Annotated in this window: 23 protein-coding genes and 1 tRNA gene; 5 read left to right on the top strand and 19 right to left on the bottom strand. The window is 33.0% G+C overall.

The window, feature by feature from the left end; all coding sequences use genetic code 11:
- Positions 1–7: 7 nt before the first annotated feature.
- The gene (prfA, locus tag OU788_RS03645; protein WP_274633898.1) at positions 8–1084 is read right to left on the bottom strand and encodes a peptide chain release factor 1; all 1077 of its coding nucleotides are present in this window, start codon (positions 1082–1084) and stop codon (positions 8–10) included.
- Between the two features lie 79 nt (positions 1085–1163).
- On the opposite strand from prfA, the gene OU788_RS03650 reads away from it, so the two are divergent.
- Positions 1164–1484, top strand: a complete 321-nt coding sequence (locus OU788_RS03650; RefSeq protein WP_274633899.1) for a hypothetical protein — start codon at positions 1164–1166, stop codon at positions 1482–1484.
- Positions 1485–1647: 163 nt separating this feature from the next.
- Here the strand turns inward: OU788_RS03650 and OU788_RS03655 are convergent, their stop codons facing one another.
- The 8 genes from OU788_RS03655 to OU788_RS03690 all read right to left on the bottom strand — a co-directional run bounded on the left by OU788_RS03655 (position 1648) and on the right by OU788_RS03690 (position 11042).
- On the bottom strand, positions 1648–2826 hold the full coding sequence (locus OU788_RS03655) for an AIR synthase related protein (RefSeq protein ID WP_274633900.1): 1179 nt from the start codon (positions 2824–2826) through the stop codon (positions 1648–1650).
- A gap of 106 nt (positions 2827–2932) precedes the next feature.
- Positions 2933–4432: a carboxypeptidase regulatory-like domain-containing protein gene (locus tag OU788_RS03660; protein ID WP_274633901.1), complete on the bottom strand. Its 1500-nt coding sequence runs from the start codon at positions 4430–4432 to the stop codon at positions 2933–2935.
- An 11-nt stretch (positions 4433–4443) separates the two neighbouring features.
- Entirely contained in the window at positions 4444–5790 is a 1347-nt protein-coding gene (locus OU788_RS03665) for a CsgG/HfaB family protein (RefSeq protein ID WP_274633902.1), read from the bottom strand.
- A gap of 31 nt (positions 5791–5821) precedes the next feature.
- On the bottom strand, positions 5822–6238 hold the full coding sequence (locus tag OU788_RS03670; protein WP_274633903.1) for a curli assembly protein CsgF: 417 nt from the start codon (positions 6236–6238) through the stop codon (positions 5822–5824).
- Between the two features lie 12 nt (positions 6239–6250).
- Positions 6251–6895, bottom strand: coding sequence for a CsgE family curli-type amyloid fiber assembly protein (locus tag OU788_RS03675; protein WP_274633904.1), 645 nt, complete (start codon positions 6893–6895; stop codon positions 6251–6253).
- A 91-nt stretch (positions 6896–6986) separates the two neighbouring features.
- Positions 6987–7412 (bottom strand): hypothetical protein, encoded by a 426-nt coding sequence (locus tag OU788_RS03680; protein ID WP_274633905.1) that lies wholly within the window; start codon positions 7410–7412, stop codon positions 6987–6989.
- Positions 7413–7542: 130 nt separating this feature from the next.
- Positions 7543–8451 carry a hypothetical protein gene (locus tag OU788_RS03685; RefSeq protein WP_274633906.1) on the bottom strand — a complete coding sequence of 303 codons (909 nt, stop codon included), beginning with the start codon at positions 8449–8451 and terminating at the stop codon, positions 7543–7545.
- A 410-nt stretch (positions 8452–8861) separates the two neighbouring features.
- Positions 8862–11042 (bottom strand): glutamine synthetase III family protein, encoded by a 2181-nt coding sequence (locus OU788_RS03690; protein WP_274633907.1) that lies wholly within the window; start codon positions 11040–11042, stop codon positions 8862–8864.
- A gap of 198 nt (positions 11043–11240) precedes the next feature.
- Between OU788_RS03690 and OU788_RS03695 the strand changes: the two genes are divergently transcribed.
- Positions 11241–12251, top strand: coding sequence for a glutamine synthetase beta-grasp domain-containing protein (locus tag OU788_RS03695; RefSeq protein WP_274633908.1), 1011 nt, complete (start codon positions 11241–11243; stop codon positions 12249–12251).
- Between the two features lie 79 nt (positions 12252–12330).
- On the opposite strand, the gene OU788_RS03700 is transcribed toward OU788_RS03695, so the two are convergent.
- The 5 genes from OU788_RS03700 to OU788_RS03720 all read right to left on the bottom strand — a co-directional run bounded on the left by OU788_RS03700 (position 12331) and on the right by OU788_RS03720 (position 16898).
- A complete protein-coding gene (locus tag OU788_RS03700; RefSeq protein WP_274633909.1) occupies positions 12331–13272 on the bottom strand; it encodes a calcium/sodium antiporter in 942 nt (313 codons plus the stop codon).
- Positions 13273–13351: 79 nt separating this feature from the next.
- Positions 13352–13753, bottom strand: a complete 402-nt coding sequence (locus OU788_RS03705) for a PepSY-associated TM helix domain-containing protein (protein ID WP_274633910.1) — start codon at positions 13751–13753, stop codon at positions 13352–13354.
- The gene (locus OU788_RS03710) at positions 13692–14438 is read right to left on the bottom strand and encodes a PepSY-associated TM helix domain-containing protein (protein ID WP_274633911.1); all 747 of its coding nucleotides are present in this window, start codon (positions 14436–14438) and stop codon (positions 13692–13694) included. The genes OU788_RS03705 and OU788_RS03710 overlap by 62 nt, the downstream gene beginning before the upstream one ends.
- Positions 14439–14527: 89 nt before the next feature.
- Positions 14528–16579 carry a TonB-dependent receptor gene (locus OU788_RS03715; protein ID WP_274633912.1) on the bottom strand — a complete coding sequence of 684 codons (2052 nt, stop codon included), beginning with the start codon at positions 16577–16579 and terminating at the stop codon, positions 14528–14530.
- Entirely contained in the window at positions 16485–16898 is a 414-nt protein-coding gene (locus tag OU788_RS03720) for a carboxypeptidase-like regulatory domain-containing protein (protein ID WP_274633913.1), read from the bottom strand. The genes OU788_RS03715 and OU788_RS03720 overlap by 95 nt, the downstream gene beginning before the upstream one ends.
- A gap of 587 nt (positions 16899–17485) precedes the next feature.
- On the opposite strand from OU788_RS03720, the gene OU788_RS03725 reads away from it, so the two are divergent.
- From OU788_RS03725 to OU788_RS03735, 3 genes are all read left to right on the top strand, one after another.
- Positions 17486–17638, top strand: a complete 153-nt coding sequence (locus OU788_RS03725; protein ID WP_274633914.1) for an SsrA-binding protein — start codon at positions 17486–17488, stop codon at positions 17636–17638.
- A gap of 12 nt (positions 17639–17650) precedes the next feature.
- Entirely contained in the window at positions 17651–17884 is a 234-nt protein-coding gene (locus OU788_RS03730) for a putative signal transducing protein (RefSeq protein WP_274633915.1), read from the top strand.
- Between the two features lie 74 nt (positions 17885–17958).
- Positions 17959–18032 (top strand) — tRNA-Arg (locus tag OU788_RS03735).
- A gap of 109 nt (positions 18033–18141) precedes the next feature.
- Here the strand turns inward: OU788_RS03735 and OU788_RS03740 are convergent.
- The 5 genes from OU788_RS03740 to OU788_RS03760 form a co-directional block, all read right to left on the bottom strand.
- A complete protein-coding gene (locus tag OU788_RS03740; RefSeq protein ID WP_274633916.1) occupies positions 18142–18588 on the bottom strand; it encodes a heavy-metal-associated domain-containing protein in 447 nt (148 codons plus the stop codon).
- 12 nt (positions 18589–18600) lie between these two features.
- Complete coding sequence (locus OU788_RS03745; protein ID WP_274633917.1) at positions 18601–20304, bottom strand: efflux RND transporter periplasmic adaptor subunit; 1704 nt, start codon at positions 20302–20304, stop codon at positions 18601–18603.
- 4 nt (positions 20305–20308) lie between these two features.
- Complete coding sequence (locus OU788_RS03750; protein ID WP_274633949.1) at positions 20309–21517, bottom strand: TolC family protein; 1209 nt, start codon at positions 21515–21517, stop codon at positions 20309–20311.
- 89 nt (positions 21518–21606) lie between these two features.
- Complete coding sequence (locus tag OU788_RS03755; RefSeq protein WP_274633918.1) at positions 21607–21957, bottom strand: four helix bundle protein; 351 nt, start codon at positions 21955–21957, stop codon at positions 21607–21609.
- Between the two features lie 23 nt (positions 21958–21980).
- Positions 21981–25796, bottom strand: a complete 3816-nt coding sequence (locus OU788_RS03760; RefSeq protein ID WP_274633919.1) for an efflux RND transporter permease subunit — start codon at positions 25794–25796, stop codon at positions 21981–21983.
- Between the last annotated feature and the right edge of the window lie 85 nt (positions 25797–25881).

Below are 25881 nucleotides of genomic sequence, written 5' to 3' on the forward strand. Positions count from 1 at the left end.
TTCATATTTAAATTGTTTCTCCTAATTCTTTTAGTTTAGAAGTATTTTCTGCGAGCATTAACTCATCTATTATCTTTTGAATATCTCCATTTACAATATTAGATAAATCGTATAAAGTCAAACCAATTCTGTGATCGGTTACACGTCCTTGCGGGTAGTTATACGTTCTAATTTTAGCAGAACGGTCTCCTGAGGTTACCATCGAACCACGTTTTGCTGCATCTGCTTCTTGCTTCTTCGCCAACTCCATATCATATAAACGAGAACGTAATACCTTAAACGCTTTCTCTTTGTTTTTATGCTGCGATTTTTGATCTTGACATTGTGCCACTAATCCTGTTGGAATGTGCGTTAAACGCACCGCTGAATAGGTAGTGTTTACTGACTGACCTCCTGGTCCTGACGAACAGAAGAAATCGATACGTACGTCTTTTGGATTGATTTCTACATCAAATTCTTCAGCTTCTGGAAACACCATACAAGTTGCTGCCGATGTATGTACACGTCCTTGAGTTTCTGTTTGTGGTACACGTTGTACACGGTGTACACCCGCTTCAAACTTTAACGTTCCGTACACATCTTCTCCTGTAACTTCAAATTGAATTTCTTTAAATCCACCATTGGTACCTTCAGAAAAATCTACTGTAGAAACTTTCCAACCTTTGCTTTCGCAATATTTGGTGTACATTCTAAATAAATCACCTGCAAAAAGACTCGCTTCATCTCCACCAGTACCTGCACGTAATTCCACTACAGCATTTTTAGCATCTTCTGGATCTTTCGGAATTAGTAAAAACTTAATCTCTTCTTCCAATTCTGGAATTCGATTTTTTGCTTCATCCATTTCCATTTTAGCCATTTCTACCATTTCTGCATCCGATCCATCAGCAATAATTTCTTTGGCTTCTTCTATATTATTCAATAAAGTTTCGTACTCGTTTGCCTTTTTAACAACCTTTCCTAAATCTTTATATTCCTTATTTAATTGCACATAACGTTTTTGATCAGAGATAACATCTGGCTGGATGATTAAATCTGACACCTCATCATAACGTTGCTTAACTATCTGTAATTTATCTAGCATAGTATCTTTTCTTGGGCTGCGAATTTACGATTTTTTATCGAATTTTATTCATTATATTTATTCCTATAAGTATTTTATAATGCGTTTTTTACTCTTATTTATTAGCGGATTACTACTTTTTTCTTGTCAAAATACTGTAGAAATCAAAAAACCTACTTGGTTATTCGGAAAATGGAAACGTATAAATAATCAAGCTAACAAGCTTACCTATGAGTTTTGGAGTGAGGATTTTTCTGGAATTGGGTTCACCTTAAAAGAGAAAGACACCTTATTTAAAGAGATATTACATATTATTACCAAGAACGATTCTTTGTTTTTACAGGTAACAGGTGTAAATAAAAATCCAACATTATTTGCTTTTACACAACAAACCGACACTTCTTTTTACTGCGGAAAATAAACAAAATGAATTTCCTAAAACCATACGATATTTGAAGGAGAACAATCAACTAACTGAAGGCCAAAGTTTCTAGTGATGAATTTTCAATTGATTTTGTGTTTGAAAAAATGAAATAAAAAAAACCTCAGATTTCTCTGAGGATTTTAATTTTTATCTTATTATATTAATATTCAAAAGTTCCGTATTTACTTTTGATAGTTAATTGCTTTTTATCAGAAGCTTCTACTCTACCAACAATCTGTGCGTTTACGTTGAATGATTTTGAAATTGCAATAATATCTTCTGCAACTTCAGGAGATACATACAATTCCATTCTGTGTCCACAGTTAAATACTTGATACATTTCTTTCCAATCTGTTTTTGATTGTTCTTGTATCAATTTGAATAATGGTGGAATTGGGAACATATTATCTTTTACAATGTGTAAATTGTCTACAAAATGTAAAATCTTGGTTTGCGCTCCACCAGAACAGTGAATCATTCCATGTACTTCTTCCGAAGAAAATTTCGATAATATTTCTTTAATAATTGGCGCGTAAGTTCTTGTTGGAGACAATACTAATTTACCAGCATCAATTGGCGAATCTGCTACCTCATCTGTTAATTTTGTATTTCCTGAATACACTAAATCAGAAGGTACTGAAGCATCAAAACTTTCTGGATATTTTTCAGCTAAATAATTATGGAACACATCGTGACGTGCAGAAGTTAATCCGTTACTTCCCATACCTCCGTTGTATTCTTTCTCGTAAGTAGCTTGTCCGAAAGATTCTAAACCTACAATTACATCTCCTTCTTTGATGTTCGCATTATCAATCACATCAGCTCTTTTCATACGAGCGGTTACTGTAGAATCTACAATAATGGTACGTACTAAATCCCCAACATCCGCAGTTTCACCTCCTGTTGAATGAATCGTAACTCCAAATTCTTTCAACTCATTAATTAACTCTTCTGTTCCATTAATAATTGCCGATAAAACTTCTCCTGGAATATTATTTTTGTTACGTCCAATAGTAGAAGACAACATGATGTTATCGGTAGCACCCACACACAATAAATCATCAATATTCATGATTAAAGCATCTTGCGCTATACCTTTCCATACAGAAATATCTCCTGTTTCTTTCCAGTACATATATGCTAAAGAGGATTTTGTTCCTGCACCATCTGCATGCATGATTAAACAGTAGTCTTCATCATTCGTTAAGTAATCTGGAACAATTTTACAGAAAGCTTTTGGAAATAATCCTTTATCAATATTTTTGATAGCGTTGTGTACATCTTCTTTAGATGCCGATACTCCGCGTTGTGCGTAGCGTTTAGATACTTCGTTACTCATTTGTTGTGTTGTTGTTGCCTGCAAATTTAGGTTTTATTACGCTTTTATCAAGAAAAAAGCGAACGTTTTTTACACGCTCGCTTTATCAGTAATTGTTCGTTTTCTTTTACTCCCAATCTGGCATTGTCGCATTTTCAAACAATGCTGTTCTAGTTGTAGATCCTTCGCTAAAAGGTACTTTATAAATTGTTTTTGTTGAAATTCCGTCATTGGATGTATTCACAAAGATAATTTCAGCCTCATTAGGTGATAAGCGAGGGTCTAAATCATTTGTTCCATCAGATTTTCCTTCTGATAAATCAGTAACTTCTGCCGTTGCAAATTCATATAAAAACATATGATTGTTTAATTGCCTATAATTACTTGATTCATATCCAGAAATATCTCTAGTGTACAACAGCGAGCTTCCATCTATTGTAAAATTAATTCCCCCTGCAGCTCCTTGCATTCCTGTTAAAACAGTGTCAATAGTATTTCCTGCCATATCAATTGTGTAAATCTGAACATTATATCCACTAGTATTGTTCGTCTTTAAGACTATTGTAGATTCATCATTACTCCAATCACATTCTGTAATGTAATTACCATCGGTAGTTTGGTATATTTGTTGTAGCCCGCTTCCGTCTTTATTAATCAAAAATAATTTATCGTAATGTGGGTATATTATTCGATCACCATTAGACGACCAAGCGAAATCTACTTCATTTAAATCAAACGCAACAACTGGCACATTAGAGGTTACTTTTTTAACATCTGAACCATCTGTTTTCATTGTATAAATATGAGTTTCGTTATTATCTGTTCGTAAGAAGGCTACCAAATTTGCCGCTGAGTTTTTTCTTGGTCTCCAAGAGTTTGTGGTTGGGGAGGTTAACAGAAGTTCATTTATTGGCGCTTCATTAATGTAGTCTCCTGAGTAAATAACATTATTTCCTTCTTCCTGTCTTGTATAAAAGTATCTATTATCAGGTGTTGATGTTACTTTAAATGTACTTACAGTACTTAATACTTCTGCATTAATATTATCTGAAGCAGCTACTTGCCAAAAATATTTTACTCCAAATTTTAAATCAGTTACCGTATACAAAGTGTCTTTTACATTTTCAAAAGATATAACATCATTATTTAAGTCGTTTTTAATTTCTATTCTGTATGTTATTTCATCTTCATCTGGATCAGTTGATTTAAAACTTAATTCTACCGTGTTATTTACATCTTCTATGCCATTAGCTGGAGCTCTTAATTCTGGCGCAGTTGGTGGGTCGTTTAAAGCGGTTTCGATATCTAATTCAAAAACTACATTAATTTCTGTTTCTGCTCCTAAACCTACAGGTTCAAAAGCTGTTAAAAATCCTTCTTTAGTTGCGCTTACAGAGTAGTCTTGTGCTGGTACATCTTCCATTAAAAAGTAACCATCTTCATCTGTAAAAGTTGTATTATTGGTTGGAGACAATGTTATTTTAGCATTAGCTATTGGCTCAAAACTTCTCTTTTTAACTACACGTCCTTTAATAGTACCAAATTCAACAAAATCTACAGTGTCTTCACTACAGTTAAGTAAGGTTATACACATTAAAAGTATTGTTATTTTTATTATATTTTTCATTGCTTTCTTTCTTAAAAATAAACATTTATCCCCGCTCCTATTCTCCAAATAAAATCGTTTCTTTTCCCTCTAACCAACTTATCTAAATTATCTGAACCTAAAAGATAGTTTTCTCCATAAAGAGTTAAACCTATTTTATTTGTTATTAAATATTCTAATCCTAGACCGTACTGAAACTTAAACATTGGATTGTCTAGATTTTTTTCTAAAACCGACCCAACCCCTACATACACATAAGGTGTTAATCTATCATAAGGTAACATATTGTACTCTAAAAATAGGCTTGACGTTAAAAATGTGTTTTTAAAAGATCTTTCATTTTCTAACGAAAACCTCCCTACACTTCCCCCAAAACTAAATCTAGGATCCTTAAAAAAGTATCTATATTTTAAATCGAACCCAAATCTTGCTACTGGATTTGAGTAATCTCCAGAAACTATTGAAGCTCCTCCCATTACACTCATTGAATTGGTAGCTCTTCTTTTCTCTTGTTTTCTATTAAACAATAAAGTGTTATCTGCTTCATTTTTTTCTTTTAAATATTCATTTTTAAAGAGGTTAACAACTGTATCACCTCCTTGGGGTGTCCATAAACCATCAACCACTCCTTCTATAATTAACTGTTCTACTGCTTTATCTATAGCCTCTTTTACAGCTAATTGCATAGGCTCGTTTTTTGTTACTCCTGTTTCTGCCTCTAACAATCTTCTTAATGAAACATACCTGTATAAATTAGCTGAAATACCCTGAGAGAGTATTGTTTTAGATACGTAAATGTTTTTTAAAATTTGCCCGTTTGATGTAGATACCGCTCGTAAATACACTGTTATCCTGTCTTGTCGGTATTGGTTAGACGCTCCTGCACCAAAGTACCGAAGTCCTGAACCTCCTGTAATAATATTTGAATCGTATGAAACAACACCGCCTTCAAGTATAATTCCTGCAAAAAGCAATGGTGGCATTTTTTGAGAATCCCCCCCTTGATACTCCTGCCTAGTAGATCTTATTATTTGTCGTTCATTTAATAGGTTAGCAATATTTTCTCTTTCTATTGGGGTAAACCATTTTGACTCTTCTAAAGACTTTAATAAAATTGATGTTCCTCCTTGGGTAACTGCTGTACTAAATGTAGATCCATTTTCAGTAGGCTTGTACTGTCCTGTTTGATCTCTAAACTTATAAACTCCTACGATTATTTTCTCGACAGGTTGAATTTTTTTAATTAAGTCGTTTTGTAAAGAGGTATTCTCTCCTATTCTAGCATTTGTAGTATCAAATGGTTGGTTTAGATATGCTCCACAACTAGAGAACAAAATAAAACTTAAAGAGAATAATAGTTTAAATAATAGTTTTCTCATAAAACTTAAGTTATAGTTAGTCGTTTGGTTATTAATTATTTGGTATTATAATCTGTGTTTGTTCTCCTGTTTGAGTATTTAAAATATTTACAGACAACCCACCGCTTGTAGGTGTTACTTCTACCACTAAAGACCCAAACACATAGGTTCCTACAGTTAATCCTTGATCCCCAAACTGTTCTTGAAACAGATCTTGCGACAAGGAATTTAATAATTGTCTATTTAAGCTGTTTGTAAAGTTCTCTAAATCTGAAGGCTGCTGAAAAGGGTCTTGTCCTTCCTCTTGAAAGTCATTTTGTGCATTAGCTGATGCTAAAATTTGCTGATATCCGAATGGATTATTTCCTCCGAAAAAAGGATTTATAGGTTTATAAACCAATTCTTGTGAAAAAGAACAGTAGCTTGCTAAAAACAAAGCAATTACCATTATATTGACTTCTGTTTTCATAACTCATTTTGTTTAAATTTTATAACTTAGTAATTTATTTCGTTGTTTTGAGTAGGTACTTAACCTTGCCATAGTTGCTTTTACAGCTTGTTTTAGAAAATCTTCTCCTGGCATAGTCATAAACTCAAAAACTTTATTATCATCAGCCTCTATTATTAAAACTGTAGTCCTTCTTAATCCTGGTTTTTCTTTTATTTTTATAATGAAAGGATACTTTAATCCTGAGAGTAAATATTCTTGATAAAAAAAATCATAAAAATCCTTTCCTACCTTTGTTTTTGCTTCTTCAATAACTAAACCCTTTAATATAAACTCTGATTCATCAATTACTTCCTTTTTTGTTACTCCAACCTTTTGAGGTAAAATAACTAAAGTGTCTTTATCTATTAATTTCTCTCTGTGTTTTATAAATAAATACACTCTTAATTCTTCATATGGGTTTAAACTAAGTCGTATTAAAGATAGTTCTTTTTTTTCATAAGGCTTCAAAGAAAACTGCCCTGATTGTTTATTACTTGAATAACTTTCTTCTTTATTCTTTTTCAACACAACTAAATTGTAGTTAAGCTCATCTTTAAATAACACGCTTTCATTTTCTGCTTGAGCTTTTACATCTAAAAAATTATCTTTCTTAAGAACAACAACTTTAGCATTCACATCTGTTTTTTCTTGAGTAAAGCTTCCCACATAGAATAATAAAAAAACACATCTTATAATATTTTGAAAAAAATGAAAACTAGACATTTGCTTAATAATTTCTTATTGTTATTGCTTTGTAATTAGCCTTCTGAATAATTTTCACATGTTCCATTAAAGAGTTCGTCCCATAAATATGTAATGAATTTGCGTTACCTTCTTGAAGAATATTCATCTTTGTTGGTGAATTATTATAATAATCTATAAAATTATAATAGTTATCTCTACCCTTTTGCCCTATTAACTGTATATCACTAACTCCGTTTTTCACTTCTACAACATTATTAACTCCCAACTGATTTATTGATAAATTATAATTATCTATCGATCTATCAAAATCTTGTAAATTATTTAATGAGTTGATATTTTTTTCTAAAACTAGAAAAGAAGCATCACTTCCTATTTGAGGTACAGACACAAAGTAGGTAGATGTATTTTGTTGTGCCGTAGCTTTTAAACTAAATATTAAAAGTACCATACACAGTATTATTTTCATCCTTCTCATCATTATCTTAGTTCTTTATAAATAAGGAGAAAGAAGAAGAGAATGCAATCCCTTCTCACTCTCCCTTATTTTTGTTGCTTAATTTACTACTAATTAATAAACCCTACAGTCCTGTTTGCTCAACGCAAGCCTTGTTCATGTATCCTGCTTGACCAATAAAACTAGCATTTCCAGAACCTTGTGCATCTTGTATAACAGAAGCATGATTATCTACACCAAACTGACTAATTAAACTTAAGTTAATACCAGTATCAGCCTTTTGATCAACGCAAGCTTCATTACCCCAACCTGTTTGCGCAATACCTGAAATATTTAGACCTCCATTTGACGATTGGTTTGTAGAAGCTACATTTCCGTTACCAAATTGAGCAATACCATCTATATTAAAGCTACCTCTTTGAACTTGCTTAGCTTTATTATGATCACCAATTTGTAAAATACCCGCTACACTTCCTGGTGCACCATTAGTTCCCGTGCTTTGATCTTGATGAGCAAAGTTTCTTCTACCTGATTGTGCCACTATAGCCACGTTATTATCAAAACGTTGTTTTTGAATTGAAGTGTTCTGACGACCTGTTTGATAAGCATATGCTCTGTTATTTTCTGCCCAGCCTACACCCACATCTTGTTGCGCATAATTTTTATACCCAACTTGGTTAACAAACCCTGAGTTATAATCACCATGTTGCTTAATGTCAGTTTCATTCTTTCTTCCTCTTTGATATACTGTAGCCTCATTTCCTAAGCCTCCAGAAAATCCTTGATTTTGACCATCTTGATCAATATTAGATAAGTTCCCCACTCCAGTTTGAACCACACTTGCATCATTCATATGCCCTGTTTGATCTACATAACTCGTGTTAATTGCTGCTCCTCTATCCCAATAAGAAGGTCCTACTTGAGGAACTGAACATCCAATACAATTCGCTTTAGGTGTTGGTAATGGATTGGCAAATTGCGCAAATACTGTTCCTGAAGCTAAAAAAATTGCTGCTAATAAAAAATTTTTCATAATTGATAATTTTAAAATACGTTGGTTAATTTTTAGTATAATCTATCTACAACAAGCTTAGAAATATTAAAATACTTGTAATACAGAAGAGAATACTAAATAATAAGGGTAAAATAAAATTACGGGGTAAAATGTACTGTAGTTTTTATAACCACAACTACATCCATCAGTTTAAAATAAAAACTGTAAAAAAACTATATATAGTTTGCGTGTTTAAACATAGCTAATGTACGATTTTTTTAGTTTCAAAAAACACGTTTAAAATCTCCCCCTACCAAAAAAAAAAAAAAAAGCCGAAAAACACAGTATTAGTAATGTCTCGGCTTTAATAAGTCAAAAAAAAAAAAATACTATTAAAAGGGAAAAAAACCCTTTTTCTTAAACAGATTTCCTTTTACATAAATAAGGATTTACCTCGTAAATAACAATTCTCTATACTTTGTTAAAGGCCAAAGATTATCGTCAACCATTAATTCTAATTTATCGCAGTGGTAACGAATTTCATCAAAATACGGTTTTACCTTATTGCAATACGCATCTGCATTTTTTTGTCCTTCTAGCTTATTCGCTTTTTTACGCTCTTCAATCATTTGTTCTACTTTAGAATTGATTTCAGCTATGTGAAGCGATATTTTTTGAATTAAATCGATTTGCTCATTGGCATACTTTTCAAAGTTGTTTCCAAAAATCTCTTTTAATCCTCTTACATTTTCTATCAATGTATTTTGATATTGAATCGCAGTTGGTATAATGTGATTTCTTGCAATATCTCCCAATACTCTACTTTCAATTTGAATCTTTTTTGAATATTCTTCTAACTCAATTTCATGACGAGCTTCTACTTCAACCTTATTCATTACTCCCATTTCTTCAAAAAGTGAAATGGCTTTTTTAGAAATACGTGCTTTTAATGCTTCCGGAGTAGTTTTATTGTTTGATAAACCTCGTTTTTTCGCTTCTTTCTCCCAAGCATCTCCATATCCATCTCCTTCAAATCGAATGTTTTTCGAAGCTTTAATATACTCTCTTAATACATTAAATATTGCTTCATCTTTTTTAAGCTTCTTAGTATCAATTAATTTATCAACCTCTTCTTTAAACTCGTTTAACTGTCTTGCCATAATGGTATTTAACACCGTCATAGGACCCGCGCAGTTAGACCACGATCCTACAGCACGTAATTCAAATTTATTTCCTGTAAAAGCAAAAGGTGACGTTCTGTTTCTATCTGTATTATCTAATAAGATTTCAGGAATCTTACCTACGATATTTAATTTTAAATCCGTTTTCTCCTCTGGTGATAATTTTCCTTTAGTTACATTTTCTAACTCATCTAACACCTCAGATAATTGTGTTCCGATGAATACTGAAATAATCGCAGGCGGTGCTTCATTAGCTCCTAAACGATGATCATTACTTGCACTTGCGATAGATGCTCTAATCAATTCTTCGTAATCATGAACTGCCTTAATTGAGTTCACAAAAAAGGTTAGGAACTGTAAGTTTTTCATCGGAGTTTTACCCGGACTCAATAAATTAACTCCTGTATTGGTAGATAAACTCCAGTTGTTATGTTTTCCTGAACCATTGATTCCTGCAAATGGCTTTTCGTGAAATAGCACTTTGAATTTATGGCGTTGCGATACTTTTTCCATCACATCCATTAATAATGAATTGTGATCTACCGCTAAATTCGCTTCTTCAAAAATTGGTGCTAACTCAAACTGATTCGGTGCCACCTCATTATGACGTGTTTTTACTGGTATTCCTAACAACATACATTCATGCTCTAAATCGCGCATAAAATTCAACACACGTGTTGGTATTGACCCAAAATAATGATCATCTAATTGTTGTCCTTTTGCTGGAGCGTGCCCTAACAACGCTCTACCCGTCATCATAATATCAGGACGCGCTGCTGCCAAAGCCGTATCAATTAAAAAATATTCTTGCTCCCAACCTAAGGTTGCATTTACTTTTGTTACATTCTTATCAAAATACTTACAAACTGATGTTGCTGCAGTATCTACTGCTTGTAGCGCTCTTAATAGCGGTGCTTTGTTATCTAAAGCTTCCCCTGTATACGCAACAAAAACTGTAGGAATACACAAAGTCGTACCATAAATAAACGCTGGAGATGTTGGATCCCAAGCTGTGTATCCACGAGCTTCAAATGTATTTCGGATTCCTCCATTAGGAAAACTAGAAGCATCTGGTTCTTGTTGTACTAACTGACCACCATCAAACTTTTCCATTGCACCACCATCAATAGTTTCAAAAAAGGCATCGTGCTTTTCAGCAGTTGATCCTGTTAAAGGCTGAAACCAATGTGTGTAATGCGTTGCTCCTTTAGATAAAGCCCAATCTTTCATACTCACAGCAATTTGATCTGCAGTTGCTCTATCTATCTTCGTTCCAAATTCAATTGCATCCATCACACTTTGGTATGCTTCTTTTGTCATATGTTGACGCATCGCCTGCTCGTTAAAAACGTTTTTGCCAAACAATTCCGAACGGCGTTCTTTTTCTTCTACAACGATAGGTTTTCTGTGTAAAACCTCTTGTAATGCATTGAATCTTAAAACTGACATATATAATAAGGTATAAAAGTTAAACATTTCAAAAGTACATAATTTTCACTTCAAAAAGAAATACCCCTAAAAAAATAGGGGTTAAATTAACTTAAAGTTAATTTTTAAATAAAAATACCCCATAAAATTTTGACAAAAAACAAAAAAACCTCACTTTTGTACCGATTTTAATTCCATAACAACACAAAAACAAAAATCATGAGTAAATCAAAATTAGAATACATTTGGTTAGATGGTCATGAACCAACTCAAAACATGCGTAGTAAAACTAAAATTGAAGAAAATTTTAGTGGGAAATTAGAAGACTGTTCAATGTGGTCTTTTGACGGAAGCTCTACTGAGCAAGCATCTGGCGGTGCCTCTGATTGTTTATTAAAACCTGTTGCTATTTATCCAGATCCTGCTAGAGAAAATGGATACTTAGTAATGTCTGAAGTTTTAAATGCAGACGGTACTCCGCACGAATCAAATGCTCGTGCTGCTATTGACGATGACAATAATGATTTTTGGTTCGGATTTGAACAAGAGTATTTCTTAATGGATACTAAAACTGATTTACCTTTAGGTTTCCCTCGTGGTGGGTTTCCTGGACCTCAAGGAAAATATTACTGTTCTGTAGGTGGTCGTTACACTTGGGGAAGAGATTTTGTTGAAGAGCATGCTGATTTATGTATTAAAGCTGGATTAAACTTCGAAGGAATTAATCAAGAGGTTGCTCCAGGTCAATGGGAATTCCAATTATTCGCAAAAGGAGCTAAGAAAGCTGGTGACGAAATTTGGGTAGCTCGTTATTTATTAGATCGTCTAACTGAAAAATACGGTTACTACATCGAATACCACCCTAAACCAATTAAAGGAGACTGGAATGGTTCTGGTATGCACGCTAACTTCTCTAACACTACTTTAAGAACTTGTGGTTCTAAAGAAACTTTTGAAGCTATTTGTGAAGCATTCAGACCTGTTACCGAAAAACACATTGATGTTTATGGAGCTTATAATGATGAGCGTTTAACAGGATTGCACGAAACTGCTCACGTATCTGACTTTAGTTATGGTGTATCAGATAGAGGAGCTTCAATCCGTATTCCTATCATCGCTGTTGAAAAAGGATGGAAAGGTTGGTTAGAAGACCGTCGTCCTGCTTCAAACGCTGATCCATACAAAGTAGCTGGAAGAATTATCAAGACCGTAAAAGGCGCTAAGCTATAATTAACACACACCAACAACACAACTAACTAAAAAAAGCCGCTTTTAAGCGGCTCGGGCTTTTTTATACATTTCTTTATTTCTAAGAGATTGTTAAGTATACAAAAACAGCGTAAGACGCTAGCAATAAAACTCCATCTCTCCATCCTAAACGCAATCCTTTAGGAATAAACACTAAAGGTAATATTGCAAACGAAATACCTAACATCCAATAAATATCATTGTTAATTAAACTATAAGCATCTGGCTTTACTTCTACTGGAGTAATCATTGCGGTGATCCCTAATACAGCTAAAATATTAAACACATTAGATCCTACTAAGTTACCCAACGATATCGCTTTCTCCTTCTTTAATACTGCAATAATTGATGCTGCCAACTCAGGAACACTTGTTCCTACAGAAACAACTGTAACTCCAATAATCGCATCACTCACTCCAAAATGTTGTGCCATAGCTACCGAACCATTAATCAACAATTCTGAACCACCCCATAAACCTAAACCTCCAATAGCTAAAAACAATGCTATTTTATACAATGGTAACTCCTCATCATCCTCTGGCATTTCATCAACAACTGCTTGTTTTTGAAAACGTAAAAGGTAAATTAAAAAAGCAATAAGCGTTGTAAATAAAATTACTCCTTCATAAAATTGAATTGTTTTATCATTTACAATAAAAAAATACAACATAGCCGAAGCAATCATCATTACTGGCCAATCTGTTTTATAAAAACTCTTTTCTACATCAATAGATGATAATATTACCGTAATTGCCAATACCAAACCTAAGTTTGCAATATTTGATCCAATTACATTTCCTACGGCCAACCCAGTAGCACCATCTAAAGCTGATTTTACACTTACTATTAATTCAGGTGCTGAAGTAGCAAATGAAACTATCGTCATACCTATTACAATTTTTGGTATATGCAGTTTAAGTGACAATCCTACAGCTGCTTTTAACAGCCAATTCCCTCCTAAAACCAACAATGTTAAACCAATAATAATGTATAAAATGCTCATAAAATATTTTTTGGGCGAAGATAAGATTTTTAGCAAGCAAATATGAAAACAAATTCAGCGACTACCTCTAAGAAAAATGTTAATTAACAGTCTTTCTTAATCGTTTAGTTTTTGAACTATAAACCTTAAATCCTGTAATTAATAAAACTAAAGGGACTAAACCTGATATAAACACGAGAATTCTACCTAATACTCCTGCTATTTCCCCTATATGAATTGGATAAAATTGAGCTGCTATCCGATTATTATTTGGATCAAAATCAAAACTTGACAGTGTTCGTAATTCACCATGTTGATTTAGCTCCATTTCTTTTGTTCTTCTAAATCCTGCTTTGATAAATCGATCTTTTATATACCTAAGTTTATAAACTCCTAAACTATCTTTTGGATAATAAATAGCTCTTAAAGCATATTCTCCATCAGTTTGTAGCATTGCCTCTTCTAATAAAAAAATCTTTTCTTTCTTGTTTTGCTTTTTCATTCAAGGCTATTTTATCAGAAGTATTGAAAATAGACAAAGCTGACTTATAGGTTTTATGAAACGTGAAGTAACCTCCTGTAAATGCAATTATCATTAATGGCAACAAAAAATAAATTCCGAATACTTTATGTAAATTGAAATGAAAGCGTTTCTTTCTAGGCTTCCACTTCATCGTGAACCCTTTTGACAGGTTATTTTTATATGCTTTCCACCACATATAAAACCCTGTTGTTAACAAGAAGAAACAGAACAACAAAGCACTTGCACCTATAATATACTTACCTATTGTAGGTATTCCTAATGTACGATGTAACTTCAGAAGTGTTTCAAAAAACTGTATTGACACCGATTTTTCACCTAAAAAAACTCTAGTTTTAGGGTGATAATACAATGTTTTTCCGTTTTTATAATTTATTGAAATTGTTTGCTGCTCTCTATAAGGCAAAAAAACTTTACTTACTTCTCCCTCATTCTGAGTAGCTAAAAAATATGCAGAGTTTAAAATTGTTTTTTCTTTTATTTTAGAAAAATTTTCAACCTTTAATAATTTCGGATTCAGCATTGAAGTTATTTCAGGTTGCCAGACATACAATGTCCCTGTTAAACCTGAAAACGATGCAATAATCCCGCAGCTAAGACCTAGCCATAAGTGTATTTTCCAAATTATTTTATGTATTTGCTGCAATTGATATCTTTTATTTTTAAAACCCAGAGCCTAAAATAAAATAGACACTGGGTTTATAATTTTGCAAATGTAAGATGTTATTAACTCTCTTAGAAGTTGTACAACACACTTAATTTAGCGTTTGTTCCTTCACCAGTACCTGTAAAAGTTCTTAAGGGTGCTGCCCATTGTGATCTTGCTGGTAAATAATATTCGTTTAACAAGTTATTTACCGCTAATGAAACTGATATATTTTCCTGTAATTTATAGTTCATAGACCAATTAAGTAAAGTGTATCCTTCTACCGGAAATTGTGTATGTCTAAAAGTATAATTATCGTTTGCATCTAAATACGGATTAAAACGACTTCTATCTCCTAAATTAGTCATACGCAAAGAAGTACTAATTTTGTTTGTCGGTAACCATGTTACATAAGCCGTTAACTTAGGTGCTGAAATAACATCTCCTCCTAAATAAGTTAAGTTGTTTTCATCCCCCACATTATGAGTAACACCTTCAACGTAAGAATACGATGTTCCTACTTGTAATCTATTATCAAAAGCAGTATAATCTATGGCTATTTCTCCTCCATAAATATTTTGCGGTTTTTTAGAAGGTACAAAAGAATTAATATTTTCATCAAAAGTAACTCCTGTTCCTAAATTAGAAACACTGTAATATCCCACAGCTTCTAATCTGAAGTTATTGAACTTTGATAAAAATCCGAACTCATAGTTTTTAGTTACTGCTGGTTCTAATTGAATATCTTCAATATTATCTGCAGTTGCAGAACGTAAAACAGAACCTAAATCAGCAATTGAAAAACCTTGAGAATAGCTTACATAAGGAATAAACTCTTGATGCTTAATATACCTAACACCAGCATTGAAAGCTAAATTATCAAACCCTATTTCTCCTCCTGTTACTGCTACTGAAGGATTAAAATTACCATCTCCTAAAGGTGAATACGGTAAGGTGTTATAATCATCTATTGTAAGATTCATATTATCATACCTTAAGCCTGCTTTTAAAACCCATTCGTCATTAAGTTTTACTGTAGATTGTATGTATTGTGCCCAACTAAACATATCGATATTTGGCACCCATAACCTACCACCTAACAACCCTTGATTGGTTTTATCTTTTAATAAATCTAAACCATAGGTTAATGAAACTTCTGTTGATTCATTTGGAGTAAGTGTCGTATTAAAATTTGGTCTTAAACCATATTTTTCTGCATTAATAACAGACTGACCTCCATTTTCAAATTTATCTGAATAAAAGAAAATATTTTTTGTTTTTTGATAATACACATCAGCTGTAAAATCTGTTGTTCCATCAAAAATATTATTTAAATCATATTTCAAGTTACCATTATACAATTTAGATCCGGTAGGCTCTTCTCCTTCAATAGCCCCTTCAATACCATAACCAGGTGTTAAAGTATAATCTCCATTCTCATTGTATACTTCAAAAGATCCAGGAACAGGTATAAATGGCGTATCTTGTAATGAATTGTATAAATTTCCTCCAATACTTATTTTTTGTCTATCAGATATTTCATACTCAAATTTAGCTAAAGCAGTATAAATTCTAGTATTATCTAACCCGTAAGTTGGAAGTATAACTTTACCATCTGCATCGTACTTGTTGCCTGTTTCCTCATAACTACCACTCACATAATAATTGAACTTATCTATTTTTCCTCGTAGTGATTGATAAGCCCCAAACCCAAGAGCATTTTTCGTTTTTGCTAAGTTAGAAGTTCCCCAAATATTAGTTGTTCCTTCAATTTTCTCACTACTATTTGGCTTTTTGGTAATGTAATTTATAAAACCTCCATTTCCTCCATTTCCAAAAATAGATGTTGCTCCTTTTATAACCTCAACTCTGCTAATATCGTTAGGACTTACAGATTTTATCCCTAATTGACCATTACGCAACGGAGTAGATTGCGGAACACCATCAATCATCACCAACAAAGAACGACCACGTAATGTTTGACCCCAGTTAGAAAAAGTTCCTGTAGACACAGCTAAACCTGGAACTGTAAATTCTAATATTTCATTAATATTGGTTGTTGAGTTTGATAAATCTACTAACTGCTTTTGATTTACCACAGTTATTGATGCTGGTATCTCTGAAAGATATTCTGAAAACAACTACTTCTTTTAAACTTTCTTCATTCTCTTTTAATACTTGTACTATTTCAACTGTACTATTTTGAGCAAATGTTATTTCTTTTGTTACAGTTTGAAATCCCACCATACTAAATGTTACCTTCCAAACTCCTTCTTTAATATCTGTTAACAATAAATTACCGTTAGAATCGGAAGTTGTTCCTTTTTGAAGATCTGATATAAATACATTTGCTCCATAAATTGGCTGACCTTGCTCATCTTTTATCTGTCCTTTTAAACTAGATTGCGCAAACAGCCCAGAGGTTAATAATAACGTAGTTATCAATACGTAAATTCTCATTAGTTTTTATTTAGATTTAATTTAAATTGCAAATATATCTTCTCTAAATTTATTAGCAAACATTAATTAAAAAAACTTCCTTCTTAACTAAAACAAAAAAATCAAACCTCTAAAAATGAGGCAAAAAAAGACTTAATTCCCTTTGCTTTTTAAAAAGCCGCAAAAAACAGCCTTTAAAACATTGCAAATTAAAACAATAAGTGTAATTTTTAATTACAATTAAAAACAAAAATAAAGAATCAATAATTACATATTAAAACTATACTAACTTTTTCAACTTCAATTGTATATTCAAATTAATTAAATCTTATCTGAAAATTTGGTAAGCATCTTCTCCTTGCTATATATTCATAAAACAATTCCGGAATTGATAAAGAATTATCAACTAAAAAACATTAAAATTCAAATGATTACAATTGCATTAAAACTAATTCTCTTAACCATTAAAATTGCTGAATTACTATTAGACTTGATTTTTTAATCTTTCTTATTATTTACAAAACGATGTCATTTTGAGCGAAGTAAAGTGAGCTTCACTCATCATAACTCATTATTTTTCGTTATTTTTGATATAGAATCAACAACTAATGAAAAAAAGCATTTTTAAATTATTAGCTAAGCTAAACAAAGCGCTACTACCCTCTTTTACCAAAAAAGAGTTGGATGTTACTAAAGCTTCAAAATTTCAATTAGCAATTATTGGATGGCGAGCTTATGTTACTATAAATTCTTTGGACTAAAACTTATATATTATGAACAAGCATGTAAAAGTTTTTTCGGGAACTCAAATCTTTGTTGGCCGATTAAGTCAACTACTTGATGAAATTAATGTTCCATATTTAATTAAAGATAATAAAGAATCTGGGAGATTGGCTGGTTTCGGTACTTTAGGTAATTCTGTTGATGTATTTATCTATGAATCAGACGTTGAAAAATCTCAGAGCACTATTGATAGTTTTAAAGAAGAAATAGCAGAAGACAAATAAATTAAAAAAGGTGAAAAAAATTATTTTTTTGCTTTACAATTTAAAAAACATTCTTATATTTGCACCCGCAAAACGGCCTCGTAGCATAACTGAATAGTGCACTTGATTACGGCTCAAGAGGTTGCAGGTTTGAATCCTGCCGAGGTCACAAAAAACCAGTAATTCGATAATTGAATTACTGGTTTTTATCTTTTATAAACTTTATAAAACAAAAAAAGTGTAACGATTTTAAAATTTCGTTACACTTTTTTTTAGAATTAGTGATTAGACGTTTCGTCTGCTTTTACCTCACCTTTTAAGCTCATTTCCATACCGTGATCGTATTGACAACATCCTGGTAAGTTTCCATAAGCTTCTTCATTTCCTGCCACTTTATCAGTATCATATCCTGAAGCCGCAATAGCATTATGAATAGCATCTACATTTGTTTTTGAACCATCAAACGATACATTAACTTGCTTTCTTAACTTATCCCATTCTGCCGATGCTACTCCATCTACACCATTAACAGCTTTTTCGATAGTACTTTTGCACATTCCGCAGTTACCTCTTACTCCAAAAGTTGTAGTAGTCATCGCTACTTCTTGAGTTGTTGTTTGCTCTGTTTGTACTTCTTTTGTTTCTGTTTCTTTTTTAGCTTCGTTTTTACAACTTACTAAACCGATTGTAGCTAACATAGCCACTCCTAAGATTACTTTTCTCATTTTAATTGATATTTAATTATTATTTATTGTTTCTTTTACCTCACCACATTTCAGCATCATATCGCCAAAATACGGATTTAATACTTGTTTTTCTTTACTTAACCAATAGGCTCCTTTATCACTATCTGCCATAGGACAATATTGCTTATAGGTCACTTCATTAATTCCGAAAGACTGAACTGCCTTAATAAAATGTTCTGACACTGTTTTAAAAGACTTTCTCTGCGCATCTATGTCTGTTGTTTTAGCCATATCTGCACTTCCTTCTTTTAATAAAGGAACTAATTGCATCCATTGTTTATGTGCTGCTTCATTGGTTAACAACTTCATATCTATTAGCTCAATACTTTTATTCAACTCTGCAGCGCTTTCTTTTGCTTTATTCGTATCGGTTTTCACCAAAGCATCTTTTAATTTTATATAATCTTCATACGCTTTTTGCAATTGCTCTTTAAAGGCTTTAGGAGTGCTAAAAGACTCTATAATCTCTTTGGTATGATTCATCATTGATTTCTTTCCTTGTAATTGAGCAGAGGCATCTATTGTAAACACACCATTCGTTACAATTTCTTCTCCTGGATTCAATCCTTTTTCTACTTGATAATTCTCACCTACTCTTCCACCTAATACTACTTCGCGCATTTCAAAAACAGGCTTATCTGCTTCTGGCTTCACATATACAACTGAACGTTTTCCTGTCCATAAAACTGATGTAGCTGGAATACTTAATTGCTGCTCAGAATTTTTTTCTGTAGCTTGTACCTTCCCCGTAACAAACATTGCTGGTTTAAACTTTCCTTTATTGTTATTTAACACAGCTCGCATGGTTATAGTTCTAGTTTCTGGATTCATAACAGGATCTATAAATGAAACTTTAGCATTAAAAACTTCATTCGGATATGCATTCGTAGTAATCGATATATTTTGACCTACTTTAAAATTACTTATTTGATTTTCGTAGGCATCAAAATTTGCCCATACGGTACTCAAATTAGCAAGTTTTAACAACGCTTGTCCCTGACTTATATAATCACCTTGTTCAACTAGCTTCTCAGATACTGTACCTGTTACCGTTGCATACACAGGAAAGTTTTCCTTTACAACTCCTGTTTTCTCTATCTGATTGATTTGATTTTCTGACAGCTTCCATAATTTCAACTTATTTCTAACTGCCTTATACAATTCAGGTTGACTTTCTTTTAAAGAAGCTGCTGTTAGTAACTCTTGTTGTGCTTTTACTAATTCTGGAGAATAGATTGTTGCAAGTAATTGTCCTTTATTTATTTTCTCTCCAGTAAAATTCACATTCAAACGCTCAATTCTTCCTGCAAAATAACTCACTTGTACTGCATTCGACTTTTCGTTTTCTGCTATTTTTCCTGATAACGTAATTGTATTACCTACACTCATAGCATTACCTATTACAGTAGTTTGAACGTTTGCTAAGGCTAATGCATTTTTAGTCAACTTAAACTGATTTGCAGCTAATCCTTCTGCTCCAGCTTCCGCAGGAATTAAATCCATCCCACAAATAGGACAATCTCCTGGTTCAGGTTGCATAATTTGTGGATGCATAGAACAAGTCCACATTTTATTTCCTTCAGCAGTTTCACCTGCATGATCATGACTTCCTCCTTCAGAAGAACCTCCAAAGAGCAACCACCCTAAGGTTACCCCTACAATTAAAATTACTATATAAACTATATATTTTTTCATCTGTTTATTTTATTAAATAATTAATAATGGTACTTTGAGTATAATAATTTACTTCTGATGTAATCATGTTTGTTTGAAACTTTAATTGTAACTCCTGAATATCTAACACATCATTAAAGTCGATTGTACCTGTCTCGTAACTTTTTACCAAAATTTGTTCAGCATTTTTTGCTTGCTCTAAATTTTTGAGTTGTGTTTTATGACTTATCATCGCTGCATTTCTATCTGATACAGCTCTATACAATACAGTTTCTAACGTATTGTATCGTTGTTGTTTTTGGGAAAGAATTTCTTCTTGCTGCAACTTGTTTTGTTTAGTTACAGATGTATTCTTCTTATTGAAAATAGGTATTGATAATGATATCATTGGCATTACAATATCTTTTCCATTCTCAGCCATATCCATATCTGTACGTTTAGCCACATTTACATAATCAAGACCGAAACCAATCATTGGTTGTTTTTCTTTTTGATTCAATAATTCTGATTTTTCTACAGAAGTATACATTTTATCAAACTTCACCAACTCAGGGTGCAATTGTAAATTACTCGGCTGTATTTTAGCGGCTTCTGCTGGAATAGGTAAACTATCTACAACACTAATAGAAGTCATAATATCTTGGTTTAATAATTTATTAAATGCTTTTTCTATACCTGAAAAAGTCTCCACCAATACTTCTTTTTGCTGATTCAACTCATTCTGTCTTATCTGTAATCTTAACACATCTACCGCTGATGCCTTACCCACTCCTACCGAAGTTAACGCTAACTTTTCATACGTTTTAAGCAATTCTATATTTTCACCCAATACGTTTTGCTTTGCTTTAAGTTCGTAGAGTTTATAATACAATTGCGCTACGGACGTCATTAACTTACGTTTTACAACCATCATATCTTGATAGCTAGCATCAGCTAATGATGACACATAATTTTCTCTTGCTGATATAGTTCCAAAAAAAGGAATCATTTGTTTTACAGAAAGCTTAAACTTTTGCGGACCTGTACGTGTTTCTGGTTCACTCACAAAATACCCTGCTCCAAACTCTGTATTAGGCAAAGTATTTACTTCTTCCTTTTTTTCTGAAATACGTCTGTATTGCGCATCAAACTGTTGTACTTCTGGACTATTTTCTAAAGCTATATTTATGTATTCTTGTAAATCTTGCGCATTTGAAAAATGAAAAACTAAAAGTGAAAAACTAAAAGTCAACATTCTTTTTAAATGAAAAGTGAAAAACGAAAAATGAAAAACGAAAACTACCCAGTTTTTTATTTCACTAAATATGAAAGCTATAAATTGTTTCATGATATTGACTTTTTTGATGTTTTTATTGAACTTACCAACATTGCCACAAGCTCTTTACAAACCGAATGTAACGACTGATATTTATCTTCAACTAAATAGCTAGTATCCTTTAAAAGGTCTAGCCAATACAAAGTTTCATTGGCTTCTTTTAAAGCAATGCTCATTTTATGAATGAAATCTTTCTTGCTTTGCGCAAATTCTGCTTCTCTTATTAAAGCTCCCACAGCTGTACCACTTCTCAAAAGTTGCTTACTTAAAACATACTCCTTTTTATCAGCAACTAAATACTGTGAAAGCCTCACTACCTCAAGTGCAAACCCATAACTTTTATCTTTTAAAATACTCATAATTAAAAATTTTACACTTTACACTATTCATTTTTAACTTTCCTTTTTAATAAAAACTCTTCACGCCAGCTGTATAATACAGGCACTATAAAGTATGAAGTTACATCTATAATCATTCCTCCAAAAGCTGGTATTGCCATCGGAATCATAATATCACTACCTCTTCCTGTTGAAGTTAACACTGGCAACAAAGCTAAAATGGTTGTTGCTGTTGTCATTACACATGCTCTAATACGTTTATTTCCTCCGTGTAATGCCGATGCACGAATGGCTTCAATTGTTTGGGGTTTATCTTTATCAAATGTTTGTTTTAAGTACGTTGCCATTACCACACCATCATCGGTTGCAATTCCGAACAACGCAATAAACCCTACCCAGACAGCGACACTCAAGTTAATTGGATGCATTTGAAATAGCTCTCGCAAGTTTTCTCCAAAAACGCTAAAATTCAAGAACCAATCTTGTCCATATAACCACATCATAATAAACCCACCAGCAAAAGCTATTGTGATTGCCGTAAACACCATTAACGAAGTGACTAATGAACGGAACTGAAAATACAAGATTAAAAAGATAATCATCAAGGCTAAAGGAACCACTATTGATAACGTTTTTTCCGCTCTTAACTGATTTTCATAAGTCCCTGTAAATTGATAAGATATTCCTTTCGGAACAACTAATTCTCCTGAATCTATTTTTTGCTGAATGGCTTTTTGGGCATCCTCTACGACGTTTACTTCAGCAAAACCATCTAACTTATCAAACAACACATACCCAATTAAAAAAGTATCTTCACTTTTAATCATTTGTGGTCCTTGTTCATAACGAATCGTCGCCAATTCACTTAACGGAATTGGAGCACCTTTAGCAACCGGCACATAGATATTTTCTAAATCGGTTGGATTAGAACGTAACTCTCTAGGATAACGAACACGAATACCGTAACGTTCTCTTCCTTCTACTGTTTGTGATAGCTGCATACCTCCTACTGCTACTTTCAACACATCTTGTACGGTTTGAATAGCAATTCCGTAGCGTGCTAATTTTTCTCTATCAATATCAATTAACAAATAAGGTTTTCCTACAATTCTATCAGCAAAAACAGCTTCTTTTTTAACTCCCTCTACCTCCTTTAAAACGCCTTCAAGCTCTACTCCAAAAGCTTCAATTTGTTTTAAGTCTTGTCCTTTTACTTTAATTCCCATCGGTGCACGCATTCCTGTTTGCAACATCACTAATCGAGTTTCAATAGGTTGTAATTTAGGTGCGGAAGTCACCCCTGGAAGCTTGGTTACTTTTACGATTTCATTCCAAATATCATTCGGCGATTTGATATGCGGACGCCAATTACGATAGAACTCACCGTCTTCATCTTCTATTAATTCATTTGAAGAAACTTCTGAAAAGATAACTTCCGAGGTTTTATCTGTCTTATTTGGATTCGCTACCGTTTTACCGTTTTTCAACAAAAACAAACCTTCTTCATTCACTCGGTAACGTTGACGCTCTCCGTCAGAATTTAACGCATATTCCGGCTTGTAGTTAATCACATTTTCATACATCGATAAAGGTGCTGGATCTAAGGCTGAATCCGTTCTTCCTGCTTTACCTACTACTGTTGAAGTCTCTGGAATATTAGCAACTGCCATATCTAACTGTTGTAATACGCGTTTGTTTTCTTCCACTCCCGAATGCGGCATAGAAGTTGGCATTAATAAAAATGATCCTTCATTTAACGAAGGCATGAACTCTTTTCCTGTGTTTTTAAAAATAAGGAATCCACAGATTAATACCGTTAATGGAATGATTAAGAACAATAATTTATTGTTCAACGCCCATTGTAATATCTGGTTGTAATATTTCTGAAGTAAACTGAAAAAACCTAGTAACCCAAAACAAATAAGCGCTACAAATAAAAGGTTAGTAACGATACTTTTGTCTACTCCTAAAGGTCTCCAATATTCTGCCAATAAACCAACAATTACTAATGCTGATATGACAATATTAATCGTGTTTACTGAAAATGAAAAGTGAAAAGTGGAGAATGAAAAACTAATCTCTGATTTTCCAGAGTAATTACTCCAAAGTCCTACAGCTCCATAAGCCACTAAAGCGATACCTAACCAATACCCATAAAAAATAGCAGTGATACCTAACACTAATAAAACACCATTCAAAACATACTTAAAGTTTTTTGTTAGATCTCTTTTTCTGAATAGAACTGCTGCAAATGGAGGTATTAAAAACAATGCAACTATAATAGCAGCAATTAACGCAAAGGTTTTGGTAAACGCCAATGGACGGAATAATTTACCTTCTGCTCCAATCATAGTAAATACTGGTAAAAAACTGATGATAGTTGTCATTACCGCAGTTACAATTGCTCCTGAAACTTCAGCGGTTGCATTGTAAACTATTTGGTTAATAGATAGAGATTCCTCGTCGCTCGTACCTCGTTCTGTCGGAATGACACTGTTATCTCTTCTCTCGCTTCTCTTCTCTCGTTTCTCTAAATGACTGATAATATTTTCGGAGAGTATGACCCCAACATCTACCATGGTACCAATAGCAATCGCAATTCCTGAGAGTGCTACAATATTTGCATCTACTCCGAAAGCTTTCATTGCAATAAAAACCATTAATACTGCCACTGGTAATAATCCAGATATTAACACTGAAGCTCGTAAATTGAATACCATTATCACAATTACCAGAATTGTAATTAGTATTTCCAACGTAAGCGCTTCATTTAATGTATCTAACGTTTCATGAATCAACTCCGTACGATCGTAAAAAGGAACAATCGTTAATTGAGAGGTTCTACCATCTTTCAACTCTTTACTTGGCAATCCTGCGCTTAACTCTTTAATTTTAGCTTTAACATTAGTAATTACTTCTAAAGGATTCGCTCCGTAACGAGACACAACCACTCCTCCAACGACTTCTGCTCCTTCTTTATCTAAAATTCCTCTACGCGGTGCCGCTCCTAGTTTTACATTAGCAACATCTTTTACTCGAATAGATGTATAATCCTCTGCTTTTACAACTGCATTTTCAATATCAGCAATTGATTTTATATAGCCTAAACCACGAACTAAATATTCTGCTTGATTTATTTCTATCGTTTGTGCTCCAATATCTTGATTACTTTGTTTAACCGCAGCTACAATTTGCTGTAAACTGATGTTGTACTGACGCATCAACTCTGGATTTACATCTATTTGATATTCCTGTACATAACCTCCAATAGAACTTACTTCAGAAACACCATTTGCAGATGAAAGAGCATATTTTACATAGTAATCTTGTACACTACGCAATTCATTCAAATCCCAACCGCCAGTAACATTTCCTTCTTCATCACGTCCTTCAAGCGTATACCAAAAAATTTGACCTAACCCTGTTGCATCGGGTCCTAATGAAGGGCTTACGCCTTCTGGTAATAAATTACTTGGCAGTGAGTTTAGTTTTTCTAGAATTCTTGAGCGACTCCAATAAAATTCGACATCTTCGTCGAAAATAACATAAATACTAGATAAACCAAACATAGAAGAACTTCGGATGGTTTTTACTCCTGAAATACCCAACAACGAAGTAGTTAAAGGATAGGTTATTTGGTCTTCTATATCTTGCGGAGACTGTCCGTCCCACTTTGTAAAAACAATCTGTTGATTTTCTCCAATGTCAGGTATGGCATCAACAGCTACAGGATCATTTGGTAAAAAACCTGTATCTATATTAAATGGTGCATTTACAGTTCCCCATCCTACAAATAAAACGAGTAATATAACTGCTACCAGCTTGTTTTCTATTAAAAATTTGATGCTTTTATTCAGCATAAAAAATGATTTTAAACAATTAAACATTGATGTTTTAAAAAACATCGAATACGACAAATCATCCTAATGAATCTTTCAAAAGGAC

Source organism: Tenacibaculum sp. L6, assembly GCF_028823685.1.
Lineage (GTDB): Bacteria > Bacteroidota > Bacteroidia > Flavobacteriales > Flavobacteriaceae > Polaribacter.